General features: G+C 71.3%; 24 protein-coding genes. 8 read left to right on the top strand and 16 right to left on the bottom strand.

Annotation, left to right across the window (positions count from 1 at the left end; all coding sequences use genetic code 11):
• Positions 1-21: 21 nt before the first annotated feature.
• The 11 genes from ACIHIX_RS01525 to ACIHIX_RS01575 all read right to left on the bottom strand — a co-directional run bounded on the left by ACIHIX_RS01525 (position 22) and on the right by ACIHIX_RS01575 (position 13,784).
• Positions 22-777: a spherulation-specific family 4 protein gene (locus ACIHIX_RS01525; RefSeq protein ID WP_399948546.1), complete on the bottom strand. Its 756-nt coding sequence runs from the start codon at positions 775-777 to the stop codon at positions 22-24.
• Positions 765-1,727 carry an NAD-dependent epimerase/dehydratase family protein gene (locus tag ACIHIX_RS01530; protein WP_399948548.1) on the bottom strand — a complete coding sequence of 321 codons (963 nt, stop codon included), beginning with the start codon at positions 1,725-1,727 and terminating at the stop codon, positions 765-767. The genes ACIHIX_RS01525 and ACIHIX_RS01530 overlap by 13 nt, the downstream gene beginning before the upstream one ends.
• 264 nt (positions 1,728-1,991) lie before the next feature.
• The gene (locus ACIHIX_RS01535; protein WP_399948550.1) at positions 1,992-3,311 is read right to left on the bottom strand and encodes a hypothetical protein; all 1,320 of its coding nucleotides are present in this window, start codon (positions 3,309-3,311) and stop codon (positions 1,992-1,994) included.
• A complete protein-coding gene (gene pelF, locus ACIHIX_RS01540; RefSeq protein WP_399948552.1) occupies positions 3,308-5,002 on the bottom strand; it encodes a GT4 family glycosyltransferase PelF in 1,695 nt (564 codons plus the stop codon). Before pelF ends, ACIHIX_RS01535 begins: the two co-directional genes overlap by 4 nt.
• 190 nt (positions 5,003-5,192) lie before the next feature.
• Complete coding sequence (locus ACIHIX_RS01545) at positions 5,193-6,815, bottom strand: dipeptide ABC transporter ATP-binding protein (protein ID WP_399948554.1); 1,623 nt, start codon at positions 6,813-6,815, stop codon at positions 5,193-5,195.
• On the bottom strand, positions 6,812-7,801 hold the full coding sequence (locus tag ACIHIX_RS01550) for an ABC transporter permease (RefSeq protein WP_399948556.1): 990 nt from the start codon (positions 7,799-7,801) through the stop codon (positions 6,812-6,814). Before ACIHIX_RS01550 ends, ACIHIX_RS01545 begins: the two co-directional genes overlap by 4 nt.
• Positions 7,798-8,784, bottom strand: coding sequence for an ABC transporter permease (locus ACIHIX_RS01555; protein WP_399948558.1), 987 nt, complete (start codon positions 8,782-8,784; stop codon positions 7,798-7,800). The genes ACIHIX_RS01550 and ACIHIX_RS01555 overlap by 4 nt, the downstream gene beginning before the upstream one ends.
• A gap of 4 nt (positions 8,785-8,788) precedes the next feature.
• The gene (locus ACIHIX_RS01560; RefSeq protein ID WP_399948560.1) at positions 8,789-10,507 is read right to left on the bottom strand and encodes an ABC transporter substrate-binding protein; all 1,719 of its coding nucleotides are present in this window, start codon (positions 10,505-10,507) and stop codon (positions 8,789-8,791) included.
• Between the two features lie 173 nt (positions 10,508-10,680).
• The gene (locus ACIHIX_RS01565; protein WP_329334993.1) at positions 10,681-10,773 is read right to left on the bottom strand and encodes an Ms4533A family Cys-rich leader peptide; all 93 of its coding nucleotides are present in this window, start codon (positions 10,771-10,773) and stop codon (positions 10,681-10,683) included.
• Between the two features lie 57 nt (positions 10,774-10,830).
• Complete coding sequence (locus ACIHIX_RS01570; protein ID WP_399948562.1) at positions 10,831-12,198, bottom strand: DUF3152 domain-containing protein; 1,368 nt, start codon at positions 12,196-12,198, stop codon at positions 10,831-10,833.
• Between the two features lie 482 nt (positions 12,199-12,680).
• On the bottom strand, positions 12,681-13,784 hold the full coding sequence (locus tag ACIHIX_RS01575) for an alpha/beta fold hydrolase (RefSeq protein WP_399948564.1): 1,104 nt from the start codon (positions 13,782-13,784) through the stop codon (positions 12,681-12,683).
• 223 nt (positions 13,785-14,007) lie between these two features.
• Here ACIHIX_RS01575 and ACIHIX_RS01580 point away from each other — a divergent pair, with 223 nt between their 5' ends.
• The 4 genes from ACIHIX_RS01580 (at position 14,008) to ACIHIX_RS01595 (ending at position 15,908) form a co-directional block, all read left to right on the top strand.
• On the top strand, positions 14,008-14,223 hold the full coding sequence (locus ACIHIX_RS01580) for a hypothetical protein (RefSeq protein ID WP_399948566.1): 216 nt from the start codon (positions 14,008-14,010) through the stop codon (positions 14,221-14,223).
• Between the two features lie 201 nt (positions 14,224-14,424).
• Complete coding sequence (locus tag ACIHIX_RS01585; protein ID WP_329334999.1) at positions 14,425-15,066, top strand: TetR/AcrR family transcriptional regulator; 642 nt, start codon at positions 14,425-14,427, stop codon at positions 15,064-15,066.
• A 147-nt stretch (positions 15,067-15,213) separates the two neighbouring features.
• On the top strand, positions 15,214-15,441 hold the full coding sequence (locus ACIHIX_RS01590) for a DUF3107 domain-containing protein (RefSeq protein WP_059192479.1): 228 nt from the start codon (positions 15,214-15,216) through the stop codon (positions 15,439-15,441).
• A gap of 197 nt (positions 15,442-15,638) precedes the next feature.
• Positions 15,639-15,908: a hypothetical protein gene (locus tag ACIHIX_RS01595; protein WP_399950009.1), complete on the top strand. Its 270-nt coding sequence runs from the start codon at positions 15,639-15,641 to the stop codon at positions 15,906-15,908.
• A 107-nt stretch (positions 15,909-16,015) separates the two neighbouring features.
• Here the strand turns inward: ACIHIX_RS01595 and ACIHIX_RS01600 are convergent, their stop codons facing one another.
• Positions 16,016-16,753: a ferritin-like fold-containing protein gene (locus ACIHIX_RS01600; protein ID WP_399948568.1), complete on the bottom strand. Its 738-nt coding sequence runs from the start codon at positions 16,751-16,753 to the stop codon at positions 16,016-16,018.
• A 469-nt stretch (positions 16,754-17,222) separates the two neighbouring features.
• Here ACIHIX_RS01600 and ACIHIX_RS01605 point away from each other — a divergent pair, with 469 nt between their 5' ends.
• Together ACIHIX_RS01605 and ACIHIX_RS01610 are read left to right on the top strand one after the other, a co-directional pair.
• Positions 17,223-19,778, top strand: coding sequence for a DEAD/DEAH box helicase (locus tag ACIHIX_RS01605; protein ID WP_399948570.1), 2,556 nt, complete (start codon positions 17,223-17,225; stop codon positions 19,776-19,778).
• Positions 19,779-20,009: 231 nt separating this feature from the next.
• Positions 20,010-20,891 (top strand): alpha/beta fold hydrolase, encoded by an 882-nt coding sequence (locus ACIHIX_RS01610; protein ID WP_399948572.1) that lies wholly within the window; start codon positions 20,010-20,012, stop codon positions 20,889-20,891.
• 32 nt (positions 20,892-20,923) lie between these two features.
• On the opposite strand, the gene ACIHIX_RS01615 is transcribed toward ACIHIX_RS01610, so the two are convergent.
• Positions 20,924-21,817: an NYN domain-containing protein gene (locus tag ACIHIX_RS01615; protein ID WP_399948574.1), complete on the bottom strand. Its 894-nt coding sequence runs from the start codon at positions 21,815-21,817 to the stop codon at positions 20,924-20,926.
• Between the two features lie 195 nt (positions 21,818-22,012).
• Here ACIHIX_RS01615 and ACIHIX_RS01620 point away from each other — a divergent pair, with 195 nt between their 5' ends.
• Positions 22,013-22,165, top strand: a complete 153-nt coding sequence (locus ACIHIX_RS01620) for a hypothetical protein (RefSeq protein WP_020136747.1) — start codon at positions 22,013-22,015, stop codon at positions 22,163-22,165.
• A gap of 59 nt (positions 22,166-22,224) precedes the next feature.
• On the opposite strand, the gene ACIHIX_RS01625 is transcribed toward ACIHIX_RS01620, so the two are convergent.
• From ACIHIX_RS01625 to ACIHIX_RS01635, 3 genes are all read right to left on the bottom strand, one after another.
• Complete coding sequence (locus tag ACIHIX_RS01625) at positions 22,225-22,830, bottom strand: MarC family protein (protein ID WP_399948576.1); 606 nt, start codon at positions 22,828-22,830, stop codon at positions 22,225-22,227.
• A 53-nt stretch (positions 22,831-22,883) separates the two neighbouring features.
• The gene (locus ACIHIX_RS01630; protein ID WP_399948578.1) at positions 22,884-23,741 is read right to left on the bottom strand and encodes a PHP domain-containing protein; all 858 of its coding nucleotides are present in this window, start codon (positions 23,739-23,741) and stop codon (positions 22,884-22,886) included.
• 213 nt (positions 23,742-23,954) lie between these two features.
• A complete protein-coding gene (locus ACIHIX_RS01635) occupies positions 23,955-24,596 on the bottom strand; it encodes a DUF6758 family protein (RefSeq protein WP_399948580.1) in 642 nt (213 codons plus the stop codon).
• Between the two features lie 168 nt (positions 24,597-24,764).
• Here ACIHIX_RS01635 and ACIHIX_RS01640 point away from each other — a divergent pair, with 168 nt between their 5' ends.
• Positions 24,765-25,988: an MFS transporter gene (locus ACIHIX_RS01640; RefSeq protein WP_399948582.1), complete on the top strand. Its 1,224-nt coding sequence runs from the start codon at positions 24,765-24,767 to the stop codon at positions 25,986-25,988.
• The last annotated feature ends 2 nt before the right edge of the window (positions 25,989-25,990 follow it).

Raw genomic sequence — 25,990 nt, forward strand, 5'->3', positions numbered from 1 at the left:
GTAACACTGCCATGGCCTTTTTCATTCCGAGACACCCGTCCCGATCCGCGAGACGATGTCGTCCCAGTAGCCGGGCATCGTCTCCCAGGGGTCGCTCCGGCCGTCGCGGTCCGTGCGGTCCGTGAAGTAGAGGGTGGCGGCTCCCTGCCAGCGGGCGATGCGAAGGGCCTCGTCGAGATGCGGCGCCGGCACGCCGTGGACGAAGTGGCAGAAGCGGTCGGGCGGATAGTCGGCGGTCCACTCGGCCACCTGCGACCAGCGGTAGTCGCTCCACGGGCCGGAGAAGGTGACCAACTGGTCCGCGCTCTCGGCATAGCCGGGATAGGGATGCGTGCCGTGGCCGAGGACGACATGAGCGTCCTTGTCGGCTATCGCGCGGAGCGTGGTGACCGTGCGCCGGATCTCGGGGAGCGAGGTGCGTTCGGTCGGGCAGCGGTCCAGGAGGAAGCCGTCGACCTTGTACCAGTCGATGTAACGGTGCGCGTCGGAGACCATCTCCCCGAACGACCGCGCCCCGTACGTGGCGTCGACATGTCCGAGGACACGGATGCCCGCGTTGCGCAGTCGCCCGGCCGCCGCCAGACAGTGCGGGTCGGGGCGGCTGCCCGGGCCGTCGGCGACATTGAGGACGACCCAGTGCAGGGGCGCGGAGCGGGGGCGGGTGAGTTCGGCCCACTCGGCGGGGGCGACGAGGGGGTGGGCGAAACCCGGAATGCCCAGACCGGTGTGCAGACCGGTGCCCTGTTTCGTTCGGTTGGTGCTGGTCAGATGCGGCATGCCGCCTCCATCCAGATGTCCGCCAGGGACTCTTCGAGGTTGATACGGGGACGCCAGCCGAGGCGGTCGCGGGCGGTGCGCACGTCGGCCTGCTGCCAGCTGCCGCAGCCGTCCGGGTACGGGTAGGCGACCGGGGCCGCGTGGTCCGGCTCGGGGCGGGGGTGGCCGATGGTGGGGCGCAGCGGCGGGCCGGGCGGACCGTCGAGCTCGTGGAGGGCGCCGCCGTAGCCGGCCACGCGCGCGAGGATCGCGGCGGCGTCCCGGAGGCGGACGGCGCGGCCGGAGCCGATGTTGATGACGCCCTGCGCGGCGGACAGGCTCGCCGCGTGCACGGCGCGGGCGACGTCCCGTACGTCGATGAAGTCCCGCTGGGCACCGAGCCCGCCGAGCTTCAGTTCGCCGTCGCCGGACTGCATGGCCCGGCGCATCGCCTCGGCGAGCCTGCCGAGCGGGGAACCCGCGGGGGTGCCCGGGCCCGCGGGTGAGAAGACCCGCAGGACCACGGCGTCCAGACCGGAGCCGAGCACGAGCTCGGTGGCGGCGAGTTTGCTGACGCCGTAGGGGCCGCCGGGGCGCGGGACGGCGTCCTCCGCGGTGGAGCTGCCGGGCTGGCTGGGACCGTACTCGGCGCCGCAGCCGATCTGGACGAGCCGTGCGCCGCATCCGCTGCGGCGCAGCGCCTCGCAGACGGTGGCCACGGCGACCGTGTTGTGGCGGGTGAGTTCGCGGGCGCCGCCCCTTGTCGCGCCGGCGCAGTTGACCACGACGCCGGGGTGGACCGCGTCGAGGAAGCGGGTCAGCGCGCCGGGGCTGCCGGATGCGAGGTCGAAGCGGACGTCGGCGTCGTCGCCACGGCCGAGCGCGGTGAGCTGGACGGCCGGGTCGGCGAGGAGGCGGTCGGCCACGAAGCGGCCGAGGTAGCCGTTGGCTCCGATCAGCAGGACCCTCATCGTGCTGCTCCCGGGGCCTCGTGGTCGGGTCGGGAGGTGATCATCTGGTGCTCTCCTTCAGCAAGGTGTGCCTCCGGGCTCCGGCGGTGGGCGGGGATGCCTGCGGCGGCCTGTGCGGGGTGGGTGTGGGGGTGGGAGTGGGAGTGGGAGTGGGGGTGGCGGGGCGCGTCCGAGGGAGGTCCGCGGGTCGGACGCTCGGGGCTCGTTGTGGGTCGGTGCCGCGCCGGGGGGTGGTCCCAGCCGCTTTCCGCCGTCGCGGCCGGCTCAGCACCGTGCGTCCGTGGTCGCGTGGGCCGAGGCTCTTGTCAGCCGGCGGGTTGCGTGGAGGAGGAGGGTTGCCGCTCCGAGGCCGCAGGCGAGCGTGGGGATCGTGCCTGGGCCCCAGTGCTCCACGAGGGTCGTCACCGGGGTGCCCAGGAAGTCGCAGCTGGGGAGGCGGGACGCGAAGGTCGTGGCCAGGGCGGTTGCCCCTGTGGCGGCCGTGGCCGTGAGGATCAGGGCGGGTGCGTGGGTGAAGCCGTGGGTGGTGAGGAGCCGGGAGAGGAAGAGGAGTGCGCCGAGGGTGAGCGTCTGTGCGTACGGGGCCGGCTCGTCCAGGGCTGCTGCCGTTACGGCGAGAAGGGCCGTCAGCGTGGACAGGTAGAAGGCGAACGCGCCCAGGAGGAGGGGGCGTACGGCCGCCGCGAAGTCCTCCAGGCCTCGGCTGGCCGTCAGTTTGCGGCGGGCCCGGGTGGTGAGGAGGTGGGCACTCCAGGCAGCGGGAGCCAGGGAAAGGGCCAGGGCGAGCGCGGGGGCGCCTGACATGGGCCAGGGGGCGTTCGCGGCGCCGGAGGGGAGGGTGTCGGGGCCGCCGGTGAGGGCTGAGTGGAGCAGGCCGTCGCCGAGCAGGGCGTAGGCCATCAACCAGCAGGTGAGGGTGCGGGTTCGGGGGTGGGTGGGGTGGGTGGTGCGCAGGGGGCCTCTGGTCAGTGCCGCACGGAGGGCCAGGGTCACGGTGAGGGTGCCCACGGCCGCTGTGATGAGGCGCGACTGGCCGTGCGTCAGGTGAATGCCGGTGAGGGTCGCCGCGCACAGGGCGCCCGGCAGCAAGGTCAGCAGCGCCCAGTCGGCGCGGGCCCGGGGGATCTCGGGGGGCGCGGCCGCCGCGGGGGGTTCGCCTTCTCGGGACGCGCGCGCGTACATCTCCTCGGCGAGTGAGAAGACGTCCCGGTGGCGGAAGCGGGTGGCGGTGCGGTCGGTGACGCCGTGTGCCTCCAGGCCCGCCGCGATCTCCAAGGGGTCGACGGCTCGTGCGCACAGCTCTCGATGGCGGTGCATCAGGGCCTTGACCGGGTCCCCGGCGGTTCGGCGTGGGGTGGAAGCGGCCTTTGGTGTGGGGGTCGGGGTGGGGGTAGTGCGGTGGGCGGGCGCGGGGTGGTCTTCGCCCGCCGGGAGCACTTTGGCGGCGGGTGCCGCGCCGGAGGCGTCGGTGGTGTCCGGCGTCGTGCGCCCCGTCTCCCCCGTCGCCCACTCCTCCGACCTGGCGTCCCACGCGCCGGGGCTGTCCGGGGTGCCGGGTCGGTCCAGTTCGCCCAGGTCACTCATCGCGCTCCCCCCGTCGCGGGCAGCGGGGTGTTGGCGCGCACCGGAGGGCCTGCCGCCCAGCCGGGGCCGCCGCGGGCCACTACGCGGGCGGCGGGGCCGGTCCAGCGGGCGGGCATGTGGGCCTCGGCGGGGACGGCGAACGGGCGGGGTTCTCCCGTGGTGTCGTCCAGGACGACCCGGCGGACCGGGTGGCGCGAGACGATCTCCAGGTAAATGCCGTGAAATGCCGTGATGTTCTGTTCGACGGTGAACAGCTCGAGCGCCCGGGCGCGCGCGGCGGCGCCCAGGCGTGCGCGGCGCTCGGGGTCGCGCAGCAACGCGACGCACGCCTCGGCGAGCGCCCGCGGATTGCGCGGGGGTACGACGAGTCCGGTGCCGCCGATGGCCTCGACCACGGCACCGACGTCGGTGGACACCGTCGCGCGGCCGCAGAACATGGCCTCCACCAGGCTGATCGGGAAGCCCTCGACGACGCTGGACAGCACGGTCACCGCGCCGGACGCGTACGCCTCGGCGGGACTCGGGATGTCCGGGCCGCCGATCTCCTCGAAGGACACCGGGTTGTCCCCGACGGCGTGCAGACCGTCCGCCTCGTCGGGGAAGAGCTGGGCGGCGAGCGCCTTGCAGTGGCCGAGGTAGGCCGCGCCCTCGCTGCCCGCCGGGACGCCGATGATCCGCAGGCGGGTCTTCGGCTCCTCCTTGCGGACCTCCGCGAAGGCGTGGAGGAGGGAGATCAGGTCCTTCGTCGGTTCCACACGGCCGACCCACGCGAGCGTGTCCGGGTCCGCGCACTCCGGGGACTCGCCGACCTCCGCGAAGCGGTCGGCGTCCATGCCGGGGTAGACGGTGCGGATCTTGTCGCGGTCGGCGCCGCAGCGTTCCTGCCAGCGGCGGGCGTGTGCGTTGCCGGGGGTGACGAGGGCGGCCCGGGCGTAGACCTCCGCGGCGAGCCTGACGTGGAAGGCGGCGAGCAGGGCGCGTACCGACGGGGAGGCCTCGGTGGCGGAGAGGTAGTGCGCGCGGAGCTGGACGCCGTACTCGGTCACCAGCAGCGGTACGCCGGAGAAGTGCCGGGCGAGCAGGCCGGGGAGCGCCGCGGGGCCGCCGGAGGCGGCGTGGCAGAGGTCGACCGAGCCGAGGCCCTCGTCCTCGTGCCAGTCGAGGGACAGGGGGCGCAGGGCGCGCTCCAGGTGCGCGGCGACGGCGAGCAGATCGGGGACGCGTGCCTCGCGGGCCGCGCGGTGGGCGCCCGGCGTACGACAGGCGCGCTCCAGGGCGCGTACGGCGATCTCGGACCGGAGCGCGCCGGTCAGCCCGCCCTCGTCGCGGGCGAGTTCGGCGAGGCCGTACAGCGCGCTGCCGAAACGGTCCGCCTCAGTGGCCGAAGGGCTCTCGGAGCGGCCCGCGCACAGGACGGCCGCCAACTCGCCGTAGTGCTCGGCGAACCGTCGGCGCGCGCGGCGCCCGAGCACGCTCCCGTCGTCCTCGACGGTCCACAGCGGTGCCGTGCGTACGCGGCTGACCTGCGGCGGAAGCGTGACCCAGCCCTCGTCCTCCTGCCGCCGGCTGCGGCTGAGCGCGTAGATGTCGAACTCGTGTTGATCGAGCCCGCGCACGAGCCGGTCGCACCACAGCCTGGCGTCACCGCTCACATACGGATAGCCACCCTCCGTAAGCAGTCCGATGCGCACGAGTACACCCCCGATCTCCCGTATGGGGAGCCGCCGTTGACCCGGCGGCTCGCAGCGGGACGAACGTATGCGGACAAGGCGGTGGCGCGATGGACGGTTGTCCATCGCGCCACCAAAAGGGGTGAACGGTCGTAACTTTCCCGTGCGGGTCGCGTTCGATCGCGCTAAGAGATCAAGCAGTTACGTTACGTCAGGCAACGGCCAGTTCCCGACGGGCCGCTCTGCGCCGCGTGGCCTCGTCGGGGTCGAGTGCCGGTACGGCGGCCAGGAGCTGCTTGGTGTACGGGTCCTGGGGGTTGTCGTACACCTCGTCCGCCGGTCCGGACTCGACGATCCGGCCGCGCCGCATCACGGCCACACGGTCGCTGACCTGTCGTACGACGGCCAGGTCGTGCGCGACGAAGACGAGCGCCAGGCCGAGTTCGCGCTGCAGTTCGCCCAGCAGGGCCACCACTTGGGCCTGTGTGGTGACGTCCAGTGCGGAGACGGGCTCGTCACAGACGATGACGCGCGGGTCGGCGGCGAGCGCCCGGGCGATGCCCACGCGCTGGCGCTGTCCGCCGCTGAACTCGTGCGGGTAGCGGTCGTAGTGCGCCCCTTCGAGCCCCACGCGCTCCAGCAGTTCTGTCACGCGCCCCCTGATGCGCTGCTCGTCGCGCTCCCCCCGCGCGCGGAGCGGGTCGGCTATGGACTCGCCCACGCTGCGGCGGGGGTTGAGGGAGGAGACGGGGTCCTGGAAGACCATCTGGATGTCGGGGCGCACTCCGCCACCGGGCTTGATCTCCCCGGCCGTCGGCTCCAGCAGGCCGACCAGCATCCGACCGAGTGTCGTCTTGCCGCTGCCGCTCTCCCCGACCACGCCGAGCGTCTCGCCCCGGCGGACGGTCAGCGAGACGTCGTCGACGGCCGTGAAGGCCTTCTTGCCGCGCCCGAACTCGCGCCGCAGGCCCGTCGCCTCCAGGACGACCTCGCCGGGCTTCCCGACGACCGCCCGGGGCGCGTCCACGCGCGGGACCGCGGCGAGCAGGTCGCGCGTGTACGTCTCCCCCGGCTGCCCGAGCACCGTGCCGACCGGCCCGTGCTCGACGGCCCGTCCGTGCCGCATGACCAGCACCTCGTCGACGCTCTCCGCGGCGACGCCCACGTCGTGGGTGACGAGCAGCAGCCCCATGCCGGTCTCCTCGCGCAGCGTGTGCAGCAGGTCGAGGATCTGGGCCTGGACCGTGACGTCGAGGGCGGTCGTCGGTTCGTCGGCGATCAGCAGGGCCGGTTCGCAGGCGAGCGCCATGGCGATCAGCGCGCGCTGGCGCATGCCTCCGCTGAACTCGTGCGGACGGGACCGGGACCGGCGTACCGCGTCCGGGATTCCGACCCGGTCCAATACCTCGATCGCACGCGCGCGTGCGGCTCGTCGCGACACGCGCGTGTGCACGCGGTACACCTCGGCGATCTGGTCGCCGATCGCGTAGTACGGGTCGAGGGACGAGAGCGGGTCCTGGAAGACCATCGCGGCCTTGCCGCCCCGCAGTCGCCGCAGGTCCTCGTCCGATGCCTGCTCCACGTCGACGCCGGCGACCTCGATCGAGCCGCCGACCCGCGCGCCCGTGCCGCGATGCAGCCCCAGCAGGGCGGCGGCGACGGTGGACTTGCCGGAGCCGGACTCGCCGACCAGGGCGAGGGCACCCCCCTGCGCCAGCCGGAAGGACAGCCCGTCGACGGCTCGCAGCGAGCCGAACTCGACGGTCAGGTCGGCGACATCGACCAGGCTGTCGCCCACGTTGACCAGCTCGTCGGTGACGTTGACCGTACTCATGCAAGCACCACCCGTCGGTCGGCCACCGCGTACAGGACGTCCGCGACGGCGTTGGCCAGGACCACGAAGAAGCCGATGACCAGGACCATGCCGACCACGACCGGAAGGTCGATCACGTTGACCGCGTGGACCAGTTCCTGTCCGATGCCGGGCAGGCCGAACAGCGTCTCGGTGAGCACCGCGCCGCCGACCGCGCTGCCGAAATTGTTGGCGTTGAGCGCGATGACGGGCGCGAACGCCCCGCGCAGCGCGTGCCGTCCGATGACGGACCGCTCGCCGAGGCCGTACGCCCGGAAGGTGCGGATGTGGTCCTCGGCGAGCGTCTCCAGCATCGACGCGCGCGTGAGGCGGGCGAAGGCGGCGGCCTCGATGAGGGCGAGGGACAACCAGGGCAGCAGCAGGTTCCACGCCCACTGTTCCGGGTCGTCGGTGAAGTTCACGTACTGCGGGAACGGCAGCAGCTGGAGCTGTCCGCAGACGACGATCATCAGGACCAGGCCGATGACGAAGACCGGCGTGGCCACGCCCGCGAGCGTGACGCCGGTCAGCAGCCGTTCGCTGAGTCGGCCGCGCCGCCAGGCGGACAGGACGCCGGTGCCGACGCCGAGGATCAGCCACAGCACCATCGCGCCGAGCACCAGCGACAGGCTGACCGGCAGCTTGTTCAGGATCAGCTGGGTGACCTGCTGGTCGCTCTGGTACGACAGCCCGAGGCAGGGCGCCGAGCAGTGCTCCACAGAGGTGCCGGTGGAGTAGTCCTGGCCGGCCACGAGGCCCTCCAGGAAGTGCCAGTAGCGCACGTACAGGGGGTCGTCGAGCCGCAGTTGCTGGGCGACCTGGTGCACCTGTTCCGGCGAGCAGCGCGGACCGCAGGTGATCTGGGCGACGTTGCCGGGGGTGACGTAGAAGACGACGTAGACGATCACCGAGATGGCGAACAGGGTGACGACGGCGCCGAGGACGCGCCGCAGGAGGAAGCCGGTCATGCCTTGGCCTCCCTCTTGCGGCCGGTGCCGACGCGCAGCCGGGACGCCGCGCGCGGGTCCAGGGCGGTGCGTACGCCGTCACCGAGGACGGTCAGGGCGAGGACGGTGACGAAGAGCGCGCCCGCGGGCAGCAGCAGGTACTGCGGGGCGGCCTGGTACCAGACGTCGGCGGCGGTGAGCATCTGTCCCCAGGACGGCGTCGGCGGCTTCACACCGACGCCGAGGAAGGACAGGGCCGCCTCGGCGGAGATGTTGGACGGCACCAGCAGCGCCGCGTAGGTGATGATCGGCGCGGCGATCCCGGGCAGCAGCTCACGGCGGGCGATGCGCCAGGTGCCCCAGCCGCTGAGCCGGGCCGCGGCGACATGGTCGAGCTGTTTGAGCGTGAGCGTCTGGGCGCGCACGATCTTGGCGATACTGCCCCACCCGATCAACCCGATGACTCCCGCGACCAGTACAGGTCGCGGGAAGCTCGCCGGGACGATCGCGAGCAGCGCCAACGACATGATCATGAGGGGCATGGCGACGATGACATCCGTGAACCTGCTCAACAGTTGATCAACCCATCGACTGCCCAGCGCGGCCGATACACCCACGACGACACCGATCAACACCTGGACGACGGTCGCGGCCAGCGCGACCCCCAGCGAGACCCGGGCGCCGTACACGAGCCGTGCGAACAGGTCGCGCCCGGTCTGCGGTTCGACGCCGAGCCAGTGGTCCCCGCCGATGCCGCCGAGCGACCCGACGGGCACACCGCCGCGCGCGGAGTCGACCAGGGAGGGGTGGTAGGTGGTGGGGTCCTGGCCCTCCAGCGCGGTGAGCAGGGGCGCCGCGAGGGCGACCAGGACGAGCAGCGCGACGACGCCCGCCGCGACCACGGCGGCCCGCTGCGTCCGCAGCCGCCGCCAGAACTGACGAGCCCCCGAAACCCCCGGGACGGCTGCCCCGGGGGTCTCGACGGCGACAAGTGCCTCGCTCATCGGGTTACTTGACCGCGACCTGCGAGATGTCCAGCACACCGGTCCAGTCGCTGATCACGACGTTCTTGATGTCCTTGCCGACCAACCGCTTGTAGACCGGGTGGAACAGCGGCACGGTCAGCGCCTGCTCACCGATCTTCTTGTCCAGCGCACCCCACCGCTTGGCGGCGGCGTCAAGATCGGTCAACTTGTTGATCGCGTCAATCTCGGCATTGACCGACTTGTCATTGAGCAGGCCCGAGTTGAAGTTCGCGCCGTCCTTGACGATCTGACGGCCGTCGAAGATCGGGGCGAGGAAGGGGCCCCCGGAGGGCCAGTCGGCACCCCACGCGGTGAGGAAGAAGCCCGGCTCGGTCTTCACGCTGTGGATCGTGTCCGAGTAGTTGTTGTCCTCCAGGCCCTGGAGCTTGACCGTGATGCCGGCCTTCTTGAGCGCGTCCTGGAGCGCGGTCGCGATCTCGGGGCTGGTCTTGAAGTTCTGGGCGTTGTTGTGGGTCAGCGTGACGGTGAGCCCGTTCGGGTAACCGGCCTCCTTCAGCAGCTCCTTGGCCTTGGCCGCGTTGCCGGAGTCACCCGCCGGGAACAGGTCGTACGGCTCGTAGCCGAAGGACTTCTGGTTGGGCAGGAAGGTGGTGGCGGCCTCGGCGAGCGACGACCCGCCGGCGGCGTTCACGACCGACGAGCGGTCAATGGCGTACGAGATCGCCTGCCGCACCTTGACGTTGTTGAACGGCTTGACGGTCGGGTTGAACGCTATGTAGTTCGTGTAGCCGAAGTGCCCGGTGCCGACCCGCGCGGCGAGCTCCTTGTCGCCGGTCACCTTGGCGAGCTCGGCCGGACCGAGGTTGGTGTCCGTGGTGACCGCCGCCGAGTCCGCACCCTGGGACGCGGACAGCCGCTGGTTGATCACCGCGGAGTCGAGCCCGGACTTGACGTCGATCTTGTCCGGGTACGCCTTGCGCTCGGCGTCCGTCGCGGCGGACCAGTACGTGTTGCGCTCCAGGAGGACGGTCTCACCGTCGTTCTCGTTCTTGACCACCTTGTAGGGCCCGGACGAGACGGGGTGCTCCTCGTACTTCGTGCCGGTGTCCTTGGCCTTCGGGACAGGCGCGAACTGCGTCTGCGTGGCCAGGAAGGGGAACTCGCCCTCGGGCTTGTTCAGATGGAAGACGATGGTCCGGTCGTCCGGCGTCTCGATCGCGTCGAGCCCGCCCTTGTCCTTGTACGGCCCCTGGTAGTCGGCCGCGCCGACCAGCCAGTCCCGCAGATAGGGCGCGCCGCCGGACAGCTCGGGCGCGAAGGAGCGCTCGATGCCGTACTTGATGTCGGCCGAGGTGATCGCGGTGCCGTCCTCGTACTTGAGCCCCTTCTTCAGGGTGTACGTCCACTCGGTCGCGTCCTTGTTGGGGCGCCCGGTGTCGGTGGCGAGGTCGGGGACGACCTTCGCGCCGGCGGCGCCGCTCTCGCGGTTGCGGGTGGTGAGGGTGCGGAAGACGAGGGAGGGCACGTTGCCGCCGCCCGAGGTGTACAGCCGGGCCGGGTCGAAGTCCGTCTGCGGCTCGGAGTTCAGGACCGTGAGGGTGCCGCCCTTGTGGGGCGCGGAGTCGCCACCGGAGCTCTTGGCATCGTTGTCCTCGGGGCCGCAGGCGGCGGCGCCCGCGGCCAGAACCAGGCTTACGGATGCCGCGGCCACGCGGCGCGCGATGACGGACGGTTGACGCATCGGAGACGACCTCTCGAAGGATGAATCTGCTTATCTCGGATAACGAGACAGATTGACGAAGGGTGAGACGGAGGTGAACAGACGTCTGCCCGGGCGTCAGGTCGTCGAAAAACCGCGAGCGACGGCTCACGGGAGAAAGAACGGATCGCGACGCGAACGCCAGAGGGCGGACGTCAGCGACAGTGAATGTCGGCCACGCACAACGCGGTCACGCCGATGAGCGCCAGCTCGATGGCGGCGCGAACGGAGGCGTGACGGGACGACATGCGCAGAAAATTAGTACGACTTTTCTGCGCATGTCAACGTGACCTGTGAGGCGTCCGTCAACTCCCGGGATACGGCCAGGGGTTGGGCAGACAGTGGATTCCGTTGTGGTCCAGGAACTTGGTCTGCTGCTGCATGACCGGGGCGAGTTCGCCGTCCTTGTCGCAGGTCACGTGGTGGTTGCCGAGCCGATGGCCGACCTCGTGATTGATCAGCATCTGCCGATAGGCGTGGATCTGGTCGCCGTAGGTCTTGGACCCCTGAGCCCATCTGAACGCGTTGATCATCACGCGCTCGGTGGCGGCCGAATCGCAGGACACGTTGTCCACGGTCGTGTCCAGACCGGACTTGGCGCACCACTCCGCCGTGGTGCCCGGGCTGGCGAGGGTGATCACGAAATCGGGCTTGCCCGAGTAAATCCGCTCGAAGGTGCGGGCGCCGTTGTGGGCCCAGCTCCGGTCGTCGTTGAGCGTCTTCTGCACCGCGTCGGCGAACAGTTCCGCGTCGAGCCCGATCCCCTGCTCGACATCCACGCGGTAGGTGTATTTCTGTCCTCTGCCGGGCGCCTTGGCGACGCTCTTCACCGCGTCGAACTTCCCCGACCCCTTCAGCCCGGCGGCCAGCGGGTACTTCTTGTCCATCATCTGCGCGTACGTCAGCGTCACCACGCCGGGCGACGACGACGGCGTCGGCCGCCCGTCCCCGCGCGAGGCGGAGTCGCGGGCGTCCCGCGCCTGGTCGTTGGCCGACTGCGACTGTACGGGCGAGTCGTCCTGCCGCTCGGCGACCTGACCGGCGACGACGACGGCCAGCACGGTGGTGACGGCGGCGGCCGCGATCCCGGTGAACGTCCGCCCCTTGCCGCCCTTGTCGCGCACGGGCTCACCGATGGGCGGCGCGTCCCCGGCGTCGCCGTCGGCGCCGGTACGCGGTTCCGGGACGGTCTGCCAGTCGCTGACGGAGGCGTACGGGTCGGTGGCCACGGCGGCGTGAGCGGTACGGCGGGAGAACTCGGCACCCTGGCTGGTTCGCGACGCGAACAGGTCGACGTCCTGGTCCCCGAAGGCGTCGAGATAGTCCTGCCTAGGCCCGACCCCCCGCCCCCGCCGGGGATCACCGGGAGGCGCCTGTCGCTGCCGTGGCAGCGCGACACCGGGTTGCCCGGAGGCCGCCCCGTGCGCCCCCAGCTCACCCCAACCGCCGCCGCCTTCACGCTGCTCGGGGTGACCACCCCGCACGCGAGGGCTGCCGTGCGCAGGAGTGCCGTCAGCGAACCGGGGCACACCGCGAGCAGGCGTCCCATCGGGAAGCCTCGGCACACCACGGGCAGGCGTCCCGTCCGGAAGCCTCGGCACACCACGGGCAGGCGTCCCGTCACCGAAGCGCGGCACACCCTGAGCCGGCGTCCCGTCGCCAAACCTCGGCACACCGCGAGCAGGCGTCCCGTCGCCAAACCTCGGCCCACCGCGAGCAGGCGTCCCATCCGGAAGCCTCGGCACACCCTGAGCCGGCGTCCCGTCGCCAAACCTCGGCACACCACGCGCGGGCGTCCCATCCGGGAGTCGGGCCCCCTGCGGAATCCGGTACACCGGATCCCCGTAGACCGAAGGCCCACTCGCCGAAGGCCCGCCCACCGAAGGCCCAGCCCCCTGCTGCCGCCCCGGACCCTGCGGCCACCCGGAGCCCTGCTGTCGACCCTCACCCGCGCCTTGCTGTCGCCCGGTGCCCGGCTGCTGCGGCGCGGTCTGACCCTGACCCTGACCTTGCCCCGGGCCCCGGCCCCGCACCTGCCCCTGTCCTCGTGGCGCCGGAGAACCCTCGTCCCCCCGGCCGCCTCCCCTTGCGGCTATGTCCGCGGAGTCGCCCTTGGGGGCGGGTCCGCGGCGGCTGTGGCGTCCCACGTCGCGCCTCAGCCCCCCGCACCAGAAGACTCGACCACGTCATCGATGCCGTCACCAGCGCGCGAGGAGCCGACGTCACCGCCGGACACCGCCTCCGAGGCCAACGCCCCCTCGGCGTCATTCCCGTTGACTCCACCAGCGCCCACGCCCGCCTCCAAGTCACCCTGGCTCGCGAGGAGTTCGGTGAACGCCCGGGCCACTGTCTCCGGGTATTCCATCATCGCCACATGCCCCGCGTCCGGCAGGGTGAGCAGACGGGAGTCGCGGAACGCGCGGGCCGCCTTGCGGGCCATGCGGTAGCCGACGAGCTGGTCGCGGCCGCCGTAGACGAGGAGCGTGGGCGCGAGGACGCGCTCGGCCTGACGCCACAGCGCGTGCTGCCCGCCCAGCGTGTACGCGTTCACGATGCCGCGCGCGGAACGCGTCATCGCGTCCCAGAAGTACGGCAGTTGCTGCCGCCGCTCCATCTCCTCGACGGCGTGCCGGAACCCTTCCGGCGTCACCCGCTCGGGATCGCCGTAGCAGAGCGCCATGACGCCGCGGACGCGCTGCTCGGCCGTCCAGTCGCGGCTGAGCCGGGTGAAGAGCGCGGTCACCCCGGGCACCGCCAGCAGCGCCGTGGGCACCGCACTGCGCTGCACACGGATCTCCGGGAGCGCCGGCGAGACGAGGGTGAGGGTGCGGACGAGGTCGGGGCGCACCGCGGCGACCCGCGTGGAGACCGCGCCGCCGAGGGAGTTGCCGAAGAGGTGCACCGGCCCGCGCCCGGAGGCGTCGAGATGGCGGATCACCGCACGCGCGTGTGCGCTGATGGAGTAGTCGCCGTCGTCCGGTGGCGGCGAGTCCCCGAAGCCGGGCAGATCGACGGCCTCACCGTCGACCACCGCGTCGAGCTCCTGCATCAACGCCGACCAGTTCTGCGAGGAACCGCCGAGGCCATGGACGTAGAGCGCGGCCGGCAGCCCCTCGCGCGCGGGCGGCCTCGACCGCACCGTCAGCGTGATCCCCGGCAGCCCGACCGACCGCAGCCGCTCACCTTCCGCGACCCTGACGGCCGCCACCTTCGGGAGCACATTGGTGGCCGGCACGAACGGCACCTCGGTCGAAGACATGCGGCAATGTTACGAGACGATCACGCACTGGTTCATGTGTTCGCCGTCACAGGCTGCACTCAGATCCCGTCCAGCACCCGCCTCTTCTCCCGACCGGCCTCCCGCCCCCATCCCCCGACCCGGATCGCATAGCGCCGGAATCGTGTGTCTCCTAGGCTCGTACGCAGGGCACCCGCATGTGGCCCCCTGCTTCCCCAGGGACGTTCTAGGAAGGGAGCCCGCCATGGCCTACGACCCCAGCGACCCCGACACCTTCGAGGACGGCGACCGCGCCGAGCTCGATGTCGAGGCCCCTGAGAACGACGCCGCCGAACAGCGGACGGACGTCACCACGGACCGCGACGACCCGCTGACCGGCGTCGATCCCGGCCGGGCGAACGAGGCGGACCTCATCGAACAGGCCCGCGTCGTCCGGACCGACGAGGACGACTACCGCTGACCACACCCACCGCGACGGTGAGCGGGAGTGGTGCGGAGAGGCGCGGCCACTGCCCGGTCGATCCCTCTTTGAAACCTTTGGGAGGCTTTCGTCATCGTCCGGTACGTGAAATTCTGCGCTCGCACCGCGCACACCACGGTTACCGAAAAGTACGATGGCGGCGCGGCGCACACCGCAAGTGGACGACTTATGGGAGGCGGCGTGACAGCCATCGAGCAGACAGAGGCGGCGCGCCCGCGAGGCACGCGCCTGCCGCGCCGTGCCCGACGGAACCAGCTGCTGGGCGCCGCCCAGGAAGTCTTCGTGGCGCAGGGCTACCACTCGGCCGCGATGGACGACATCGCCGAGCGCGCCGGCGTCAGCAAGCCGGTGCTCTACCAGCACTTCCCGGGCAAGCTCGACCTCTATCTCGCGCTGCTGGACCAGCACTGCGAGTCGCTGATCGGCTCCGTACGACAGGCGCTCGCGTCGACGACCGACAACAAGCAGCGCGTGCGGGCGACCATGGACGCCTACTTCGCGTACGTCGAGGACGACGGCGGTGCCTTCCGGCTGGTCTTCGAGTCGGACCTGACGAACGAGCCCGCGGTGCGCGAGCGCGTCGACAAGGTCACGAACGAGTGCGCCGAGGCGATCTGCGACGTCATCGCGGAGGACACCGGTCTGTCGCGGGCCGAGTCCATGCTGCTGGCCTCCGGGCTCGGCGGGCTCGCCCAGGTCGTGGCCCGCTCCTGGCTGCACAGCGACCGCAGCGTCCCGCGCGACCAGGCGGTCCAGCTGCTGACGTCGCTCGCCTGGCGAGGCATCGCCGGTTTCCCGCTGCACGGCATCGACCACCACTGACCGCGCGCGTGCGGGGACATTTGTTCCCGTCCGCTGTTCGCTCCTGGCGTTCTTGCGCGGAGCGTGTACGTCCCCTCACCGGGCTAATGTGTGCGGGGTACGGCGCGGAAGGACGCGCACTTCACTGACCGTCGGAGGGACATAGCCGTGGAGGTCAAGATCGGCGTGCAGCACGCGCCCCGCGAGATCGTTCTGGAGAGCGGTCAGAGTGCCGAGGAGGTCGAGCGCGTGGTGGCCGAGGCGCTCGCCGGAAAGTCGCAGCTGCTGAGCCTCACGGACGAGCACGGCCGCAAGGTCCTGGTCCCGGCCGACCGTCTCGCGTACGTCGAGCTCGGTGAGCCGGCGCCGCGCAAGGTGGGCTTCGGCGCGCTGTAGGCAGAGGCATACGGAAGGGCCCGGCGACTTCACGGTCGCCGGGCCCTTCTCGTCGTGCGGCCGGCGCTCCTCAAGATTCTTTTCTCCACATATGGAGCACAAGTCGCGCACAGAGGAGGATTGCATTCCGCAGGTCACGGGTATGACGGGCTACGACCGACATACGCAGCGTGGCCGTGTGGGAGGGACTCTCAATGATGTTGCTGGAAGCGCTCGGCTCCGCTCTGCTCGGTCTCGTCCTGGCGGCCGCCGCCGCCCACCGCCTGGCCCACCGTCTGCCCGCCCGCTCCCTGGTCTTCGCGACGGGCGTGGCCGGTGCCCTCTTCGGCGCCTTCATCACCCACAGCGCCCTGGGCGAGGGCAACGTCCTGCTGACGCTGATCGGCGCGACAGTGGTCTCGATCGCGTCCTTGTCGCTCCTGCTCCGCCCGGCCGGGAGGCTCCGCCGCCGATCAGTGGCGGCGTAGCTTTCCGACGCCGATCAGGGCATCGCTCCCAGGGGCGCGGGGATCTGCGCGACAAGCCTCAACGAACCCGCAGCCGCCCTCACACACAAGCCCCCGCCCCTTGGGCGCTACGCCGCCAAGCCCAGCGCAGCCATCCGCTTCGTGTGCGCCTCGGTGATCCGCGAGAACATCCGCCCGACCTCCGCGAGATCGAACCCGTCGGCCACCCCACCGACGAGCATCGTCGACAGCGCATCCCGGTCGGCGACCACCCGCTGCGACTGCGACAGCGCCTCACCCATGAGACGCCGAGCCCACAGAGCGAGACGTCCACCCACGCGCGGATCGGCGTCGATCGCGGCCCGCACCTTCTCGACGGCGAACCCGGCATGCCCGGTGTCGTCGAGAACGGCGAGCACCAGCTCCCGTGTGTCCGCGTCCAGCCGAGCCGCGACCTCGCGGTAGAAGTCACTCGCGATCGAGTCGCCGACGTACGCCTTGACGAGCCCCTCCAGCCAGTCCGAGGGCGCCGTCTGCCGGTGGAAGCCGTCCAGCGCGGCGACGAACGGCTCCATGGCCTGCGTCGGCTCCGCGCCGATCTCGGTCAGCCGGTCGCGCAGCTTCTCGTAGTGGTGGAACTCCGCCGACGCCATCTTCGCCAGCTCCGCCTTGTCCGCCAGCGTCGGCGCCAGCTTGGCGTCCTCCGCGAGCCGCTCGAACGCCGCGAGTTCGCCGTAGGCGAGTGCGCCGAGGAGGTCGACGACCGCGGCCCGGTACTGCGGCTCCGTGGAGGCCGTGGCCCAGTCCTGGGCCGCCACTCCGGTGGGCTCGGCGGGTGCGTCAGAGGTGTTGTCAGGCGTGGTCATGAAGCGCACAATAGTCCGCTCGCCGAGCCTCGGAAGGCCCTGGTCAATCAGTGTGACGACGACTACGTGACCAAATCGGCCATCGCGTGTGCGTGATTCCGAGGTATGGTGGTAATGCGCCTGCCGAATATTCGACGGGCTGCACGTATGAGGATGCCCGGTCGGTGGCCCGATCGGCTCCGACCTGACAGCTCTCCTCGCCCGTACGGCACTGTGCGTACGGCATCCGGAGGGACCCTCAGCGGTTCGAGCGCTAGAGCGTCGGCAGAGGTCCCGTGTCATTACGGCTGGTCCGTAAGGCAGTCGACGTCCCCAGCACGGTCTTCAAGAGACCCCCGAGCTCGCCTCGCACCGCGCACACAGAAGAGGCAGCACCCTGACTACGACGTTCAGAGATCTCGGAATCCTCTCCGAGACCGCCGAAGCCCTCGAGGCCGTCGGCATCATCAACCCCTTCCCCATCCAGGAGATGACCCTCCCCGTCGCCCTCTCCGGCACGGATGTCATCGGCCAGGCCAAGACCGGCACCGGCAAGACGCTGGGCTTCGGCCTCCCGCTCCTCGAGCGCGTCACCGTCCCCGCCGACGTCGAGGCCGGCCGCGCCGCCCCCGAGGCGCTCACCGACGCCCCGCAGGCCCTCGTCGTCGTCCCCACGCGCGAGCTGTGCCAGCAGGTCACCAACGACCTGCTGACCGCGGGCAAGGTCCGCAACGTACGCGTTCTCGCCATCTACGGCGGCCGGGCCTACGAGCCCCAGGTCGAAGCCCTCAAGAAGGGCGTCGACGTCATCGTCGGCACCCCGGGCCGCCTCCTGGACCTCGCGGGCCAGAAGAAGCTCAGCCTCAAGCACATCAAGGCACTCGTCCTCGACGAGGCCGACGAGATGCTCGACCTGGGCTTCCTGCCCGACGTCGAGAAGATCATCGACATGCTGCCGGCCCGCCGTCAGACGATGCTGTTCTCGGCGACCATGCCGGGCGCGGTCATCGGTCTCGCCCGCCGCTACATGTCGCAGCCCACGCACATCCGCGCCACCGCGCCGGACGACGAGGGCGTGACGGTCGCGAACATCTCGCAGCACGTGTACCGCGCGCACAACATGGACAAGCCCGAGATGGTCGCGCGCATCCTGCAGTCCGAGGGCCGGGGACTGGCCATGGTCTTCTGCCGCACCAAGCGCACCGCGGCCGACCTCGCCGACCAGCTCAAGCAGCGCGGCTTCGCCTCCGGCGCGGTCCACGGCGACCTCGGCCAGGGCGCCCGCGAGCAGGCGCTGCGCGCCTTCCGCAACGGCAAGGTGGACGTCCTCGTCTGCACCGACGTGGCCGCGCGCGGCATCGACGTCGAGGGCGTGACGCACGTCATCAACTACCAGTCCCCCGAGGACGAGAAGACGTACCTGCACCGGGTCGGCCGCACCGGCCGCGCGGGCGCCAAGGGCATCGCGATCACCCTCGTCGACTGGGACGACATCCCGCGCTGGCAGCTGATCAACAAGGCGCTGGAGCTCAACTTCAACGACCCGCCGGAGACGTACTCCACCTCCCCGCACTTCTACGAGGAGATGAACATCCCCGCGGGCACCAAGGGTGTCCTGCCGCGTGCCGAGCGCACCCGCGCGGGCCTCGACGCGGAGGAGCTCGAGGACCTCGGCGAGACCGGCGGCCGTGGTGGCCGCGGTCGCGGCGACCGCAACGACCGGGGTGGTCGTGGCGGCCGGGACGAGTCCCGTTCCGCCGACCGCGAGCGCCCGTCCCGTACGCCGCGCCGTCGCCGTCGTACCCGCAACGGGGCCCTGCTGGACGGAGCCCCGGCGCCCGCCGCCGAGGCGACCGCGCCGTCCGCGGACACCGCGCTGACCGAGGACGCGCCCGCGTCCCGCACCCCGCGCCGCCGTCGCCGCACCCGTAACGGGGCCGCGCCGGAGCAGGTGCCGGCCGTGGCCGCGACGCCCGAGACCACGCCGTCGGAGGCCGCGGAGACCGCCGTGGAGACGGTCGAGGCCACGGAGACGAAGCCGCGTCGACGCCGTACCCGCAAGACCGCGGAGCCGGTGGCCGCCGAGGTGACCGAGGTCGTCGAGGCAGCACCCGTCATCGCCGCCGAGCCCGAGGCTCCGGCCGCCGCGCCGCGCCGCCGCACCCGCAAGGCCACGGCACCCGCCGAGACCGCGGTCGACACCGCCGAGGCGACCGAGGCCACGCCGCGCCGCCGCACCCGTAAGACGGCGGAGCCGGTCGCCACCGAGGTCGTCGAGACCGCTCCTGCGGTCGCCGCCGAGCCCGAGGCTCCGGCCGCCGCGCCGCGCCGCCGCACCCGCAAGGCCACGGCTGCCGCCGCCGAGGCCGTGGTCGACACGGCAGAGGCCGTCGAGGCGAAGCCGAAGGTACGGCGCACCCGCAAGGTCGCCGCCGCCACGGAGGCCCCCGCCGAGGTCGCCGAAGCCCCCGAGGCCAAGCCGCGCCGCACCCGGAAGACGGCTGCCGCTGCCACCACGGCTGCCGCCGTCGACACCGCCGAGGCCGCCGAGGCCAAGCCGCGCCGGACGCGGAAGACCGCCGCCACCACGGCTGCCGAGGCCGCCGTCGACACCGCCGAGGCCGTCGAGGCCAAGCCGCGTCGCACGCGGAAGAAGGCCGCTGCCGCTCCCGAGATCCCGGCCCAGGCCGCGGAGGCTCCCGCCGAGGCGGAGGCGAAGCCGCGTCGTACGCGCAAGACCGCGGCTGCCGCCGCGGAGGCCGTGGTCGACACGGCAGAGGCCGTCGAGGCGAAGCCGAAGGTACGGCGCACCCGCAAGGTCGCCGCCGCCACGGAGGCCCCCGCCGAGGTCGCCGAAGCCCCCGAGGCCAAGCCGCGCCGCACCCGGAAGACGGCTGCCGCCGCCCCGGAGGCGGCCGAGGCGAAGCCGCGTCGGACCCGGAAGGCCGCTGCCGCCGCCGAGATCCCGGCGCAGGCCGCCGAGGAGGCGGAGGTCAAGCCGAAGGTGCGGCGTACGCGTAAGGCCGCGGCGGCTTCGGAAGGCTGAGCGCGCGTTTGTCTCTGACGGCCCGGTCCACCGCGTGTGGGCCGGGCCGTCGGCATGAGGGGCGCCTGCGTAAGGGCGTGCAACGGTTTTCGTGCGGTCACAGGTCGGTGCGGGCTGGTCGCGCCCACGCGGCGGAGCCGCATATCAACGCCGCACATCAACACAGCCCCGCGCCCCTGAACGGCGCCACCCAACCCGGCACTCTCCACTCCCGCCCGATAGCCTCAAGCCATGAGCCGTCCCCCCACCTTCGCCCCGCCCCCCGGCGCCCGCGCCTACTCCCTGCGCACCTCGCGTGGTGAGTTCGCCGTCGTCGACGCCCCGGTGGCGGACGGTGTCGCGGTTCGTGGGACGGCGCTGCTGCTGCCCGGGTTCACCGGCAGCAAGGAGGACTTCAATCCGCTGCACGAGCCGCTCGCCGCGCGCGGGTACCGGACCGTCGCCGTGGACGGGCGCGGGCAGTACGAGTCGGACGGGCCCGAGGCCGATGAATCCGCTTACGCCCAGGACGAGTTGGCGAAGGACGTGCTCGCGCAGGCCGCCGCGGTCGGGACGCCCGTTCACCTCGTCGGGCACTCGCTCGGTGGGCAGATCGCCCGGGCCGCCGTACTCCTCGATCCCGGGCCGTTCCTCTCCCTGACCCTCATGGCCTCGGGCCCCGCCCAGATCTCCGGCTCCCAGCAGCAGCGCGTCAAGCTGCTACGGGACGCCCTCGCGGTGATGGGCATGGCGGAGGTGTGGACGGCGATCCAGGCGATGGAGCCACCCGAGGAGACCGAGACCGGCGACCTGGACGAGGGGCTCGACGACCGGGACGATCTGCGGCGACGCTGGCTGGGCAACAAGCCCGCCCAACTCATCGCCACCGGGCGTCAGTTGTGCATCGAGCCGGACCGGGTCGGTGAACTGGCCGCCGTACCGCTGCCGTTCCATGTGCTGTCCGGGGCGCACGACGACACCTGGCCCGTCCCGCTCCTCGACGAGATGGCCGTACGGCTCGACGCGCACCGGACCGTCGTCGCCGGCGCCGAGCACTCCCCCAACACCGACCGCCCCCTGGAGACGGCCCGCGCCTTCGCCGACTTCTGGGACAGCACCCTCAAGTCCGACTAGAAACGCCAACCGACCAGAACCGTCAAGACCGGTCAGTACTGCGTCCGCAAGTGCTCCCAGAAGCCGTCCCGCAGCGCCCGCCGCAGGTCCGCCTGGCCGCGCAGGGAGTACTGGAGCAGCCCCTCCGCCTCCACCAGCAGGTCCTGGTCGACCGAGCCGGGCAGATAGGGGTGGCCCGGCAGCAGCTCCACCAGGGCCTCGTGCCCCCGCGCCGCCAGCCACTTCGCCGCGATCTGGGCGCCCACGAAACGGACGTCCTCGCGGGCGGGCCGGTTCACGGAGGCCTCGTACCCGGCGGCCGTGCGGCGGGCGACGTACGGCTTGAAGAAGTCGAGGTCGAAGACGCGCTGGCTGTCGACCTCCCAGAGCAGGGGCTCGGCCTGGTTGCGACCCTCGGGCGCCTCGATGCCCCAGAGGTGGACGCGAGCGCCGTAGCCCTGCGCTGCCTCCACCGCCGAGACGAGGTCCTCGTCGCCGCCGAGCAGGGCCGCGTCGCTGATCGCCCGGTGCCGGGCGAGGGACTCCAGGTCGGAGCGGATCAGTGAGTCGACGCCCTTCTGCTGGTTGTTGGCGTTGAGATTGCCCAACCGCACCTTCACGTCCGGGAGTTCGGCGATCGACTGCTGCTCGGCGGTGTGGATACGGCGGCGGGCGCCGTCGTACCAGTAGACCCTGAGCAGTCTGCTGTCCGCGAAGATCGTGCGGGCCCGGTCGATGAGCGCCTCGATGAGTCCCTCGGCGTCGAGGTCGAAGGCGCGGCGGTCCTCCGTGCCGGCGACCAGACGTCCCGCGGCCGCGTACAGATACCCCGCGTCCACGAAGATCGCGTGGGTCGAGGGCGTCTTCGCCACCTCGGCGAGCATGCGCTGCAACAGCTCGTTGGTGTGGTCGATGCGGGCGCCCAGCGCCTCGTGGTCGTCGTTCATCGCCACCATTGTCCCGGCGGTCACGCTGCGAACACAACCGGTCCCGGTCAGTCTCGTACCGACCGCTTACCGGTCAGTAGTTAGTCGTTCGAAAAATTTCTTTAGCGTAGGGAATGTTTGTAACACGCAGCCCGTTAGATACAGACGTACGCAGATGTTCTCCTCAGGAGGATGACCAGACGAAGGGAGAAGCCCATGCGCTTCGAAATCATGCGACTCGACGACGTCGACGGTACCCCCGTGGACAGCACCGTCGTGGACGCCGCCTCCGTCAACCGGATCGTTCAGCAGGCCGCCGCCATCGGACAGCGTCTCTGGATTCGCCCGGCCGACACCACGGCCTCATAACCAACACAGCTTCAGAGCCCCCGTACGGCAACGATGTCGTACGGGGGCTCTGCGCTTTCTCAGCTCCCCCGGATCACCTGGGTGATCCCGTTGATGATCTGCTGCACGGCGATCGCGGAGAGCATCATGCCCGCCAGCCGGGTCACCAGGACGACGCCGCCGTCCTTGATGACCCGGATGATCAGCAGCGAGTACCGCATGACCAGCCACAGCACGACATGGATGGCGAGGATCGCCGTCCACACCGACACCTGCGTGGCGACGCTGTCGGCCTTCTGCACGGCGAGGATGACGGACACGATCGCGCCCGGCCCGGCCAGCAGCGGCATGCCCAGCGGCACCAGGGCGACGTTGACGTCCTTGGTCTGCTTGGGCTCGTCGGTCTTGCCGGTGAGCAGGTCCAGGGCGATCAGCAGAAGCAGCAGTCCGCCCGCGATCATCAGCGCGGGGACGGAGACATGCAGGTAGTCGAGGATCTGGTGGCCGAGGAGCCCGAAGACCGCGATCACTCCACCGGCCACGCAGACGGCCTGGAAAGCCATCCGCTTCTGCACCTTGCCGGGCCGGCCGGCGGTCAGGGCGAGGAAGATCGGGGTGATCCCTGGGGGATCCATGATGACGAACAGGGTCAGAAAGAGAGAGCCGAAAACGGCAACGTCGAACACAGAAGAGCCTTGCGGAGAGAAAAGAGCAGATCAGATGGGCCGAGGACGATCCCTCAGGCCCCACCGGTCCCCGGCACCGGGAACGCGCCCGTCGCCCGCCGGGTGATCTCCCCGTACACCTCGGGGTCGGTCCGGTACGCGCCGAGCGCCACCGTCTTGCGGCTGCCGTGGTAGTCCGAGGAGCCCGTGACCAGCAGCCCCAGGTCGGCGGCGAGCCCACGCAGCCGGTCGCGCGTCTCGGCGTCGTGGTCCATGTGGTCGACCTCGATGCCGTCGAGCCCGGCCGCCGCCATCTTCGCGATCGCGTCCTCAGGGACCGTACGGCCGCGCTTGCTGGCGCCGGGGTGGGCGAAGACGGTGACCCCGCCCGCGCCCTTGACCAGCCGGATCGCCTCGAAGGGGTCCGTCTCGTGCTTCTCCACGTAGGCCCGGCCGCCGTCCGCCAGCCAGTCCTCGGTGAAGGCGTCACTCACGGTCGGTACGACACCCAGCTCGACCAGCGCGGTCGCGACATGGGGGCGGCCGACCGAGCCGTCGCCCGCGATCCGCGCCACCTGCTCCCAGGTGACGGGCACGCCCAGCCCCTGGAGCTTGGCGACCATGCCCCGTGCCCGCGGCACCCGGTCGTCCCGCACGAGCTCACGCTCGGCGAACAGCGCCGGCTCCTCGGGGTCGAAGAGGTAGGCCAGCAGGTGCATGGAGACGCCGTCGATACGGCAGGACAACTCGGCGCCGGTGACGAGGGTGAGCCCCGCCGGAAGCGCGGCGACGGCCTCGGCGTGACCGCGGGTGGTGTCGTGATCGGTCAGCGCGACAACGTCCAGCCCGGCAGCGGCGGCGTTGCGCACCAGCTCGGCCGGGGTGTCCGTGCCGTCGGACGCGGTGGAGTGGGTGTGCAGATCGATACGCACGACGCGAACTCCAGGCGGTGACGGTACGGGTGGGGACGCTCAAGGATAACCGGATTTTCGAGGACCACTGTCACACCCGAAACCTGTGAGCACCCTTTACACAAACGCACCTCAGGGGCGCGGGGAACTGCGCGACCAGCCAGCCCGAACCCGCAGCCGCCCGACAACGCAAGCGCCCCACCCCTTGGGCGCAACGGCTCCAGCGGCGCAGCGCTACGGCTTGAGCAAGCGCGGCGACAACGCCCCGCAGGGCACCAACTCCAACTCCGCCCCCGCGTCCCGCAGATCCGTCAGCACCAGCTCGTCGTACATCAGCAACCCCGACTGCTCGGGCCACACGACCGCCCACAGCCACAGCCCGAGCGCCTCGCCCGCGAACACGGCCCGGTCGTCGGGGGTACCGGAGACATGCCACAGCGGTGTCGGCCGGCCGGCGGCCAGCACCTTGGCCTGGGGTGGCTTCTCGACGCTCATGTACGGTCCCGGGTCCGGTCCGTCGATGCCCGCGTACCGCGCGCCGAGGCCGACGCCGAGCTCCTCGGCGACGAGGATCAGCTCGCCGAAACCGCCGAGCGGTCCGGGTCCGGAGCACGCAACAGCCGTCGCCCGCCCGCCGCTGCGGTCGTCACCGGCACTTCCGACGCCCGTGAAGAGCCAGCCGACCGGCAGCGGCCACGGCATCCACACCGGCACCTGCGTGCGATGCACCACGACGCCGAGGGCCTCGACGCTGGGCGGGATCACGGGCTGCAGCGGGTGCACGGTCCCGTGCACATCGCACTGCCAGGAATCGGCGAAAAGTCCGGGAGCCCTGACCCGGCCACCACACTTCGGGCAACTGGGTTCGCCCCTCATAGGGCCCCACGGTCCTACCCCTGCCCCGCCACGTCAAGGACGATCACCCGTCCGGGCGGAACCGCTCACCGTACGGAACTAGATGTAGCTTGCATTAATTAGCGTCCCTAACTTACTATGTGCATACACCAACCATCTCCGGACCTGAACGTCGGAAAGGGAGAAACCATGGACGCCCTCGACGCGGGAGCGAACAGCCTCCTGCGACAGCCCAAGGCGGTCTGGGCCACGGCCGGCGCCTCCGTCGTCGCCTTCATGGGCATCGGGCTGGTCGACCCGATCCTGCCGTCCATCGCCCAGGGCCTCGACGCCACCGCGGGGCAGGTCTCCCTGCTCTTCACCTCGTACTTCCTGATCACCGCGTTCGCGATGCTGGTCACCGGCTGGGTCTCCAGCCGGATCGGCGGCCGCAAGACCCTGCTGCTCGGCCTCGCCTTCGTGGTCGTCTTCGCCGCCCTCGCCGGCACCTCGGGCTCGGTCGCCGAACTCGTCGGCTTCCGCGCGGGCTGGGGTCTCGGCAACGCCCTGTTCGTCTCGACGGCCCTCGCGGTCATCGTCGGCGCGGCGGCGGGCGGCAGCGCCGCGGCGATCCTGCTGTACGAGTCCGCGCTCGGCCTCGGCATGGCGTGCGGCCCGCTCCTCGGCGCGCTGCTCGGCGACGCCAGCTGGCGCTACCCGTTCTTCGGCACGGCCTTCCTGATGGCGGTCGGCTTCCTGTGCATCACGGTGTTCCTGAAGGAGCAGCCGCGGCCCGCCACGAAGACCTCGTTGCTCGACCCGCTGAAGGCGCTCGGCCACGGGGGTCTCGCCTCCGCCGCCGCGTCGGCTTTCTTCTACAACTACACGTTCTTCACGGTGCTGGCCTTCACCCCGTTCGTGCTGGACATGACCCCGTACAAGTCGGGTGCCGTGTTCTTCGCCTGGGGTGTGCTGCTCGCCGTGTTCTCGGTGATCGTGGCGCCGCGGCTCCAGGCGCGGTTCGGTTCGCTGAAGGTGCTCGGTGGCTCGCTGGTGCTGCTCGCGGCCGACGTGCTGGTGCTCGGATACGGCAGTCACACCACGGCTGTCGTCTGCACGATCCTGTCCGGCGCGTTCATCGGCGTGAACAACACCGTCTACACGGAGTTGGCCCTCGGCGTCTCCGACGCTCCGCGTCCGGTCGCCAGTGCCGGCTACAACTTCGTACGGTGGTTCGCGGCCGCGGCGGCGCCCTACTTCGCGCCGAAGATCGAGGAGTGGACCGACGTCCACGTCCCGTTCGTGGTGGCGGCGGTCACCGCGCTCGTGGGCGCGCTCGTGGTCGTCGTACGGCGGAACGCGCTCACTCGACAGGCGGCGGAGCTGGAGTCGAGGCACGCCACCGAGGACGGTGTGGCCGTCTTCGCCAACTGACG

This window comes from Streptomyces sp. NPDC051913 (assembly GCF_044593635.1).
GTDB lineage: Bacteria > Actinomycetota > Actinomycetes > Streptomycetales > Streptomycetaceae > Streptomyces.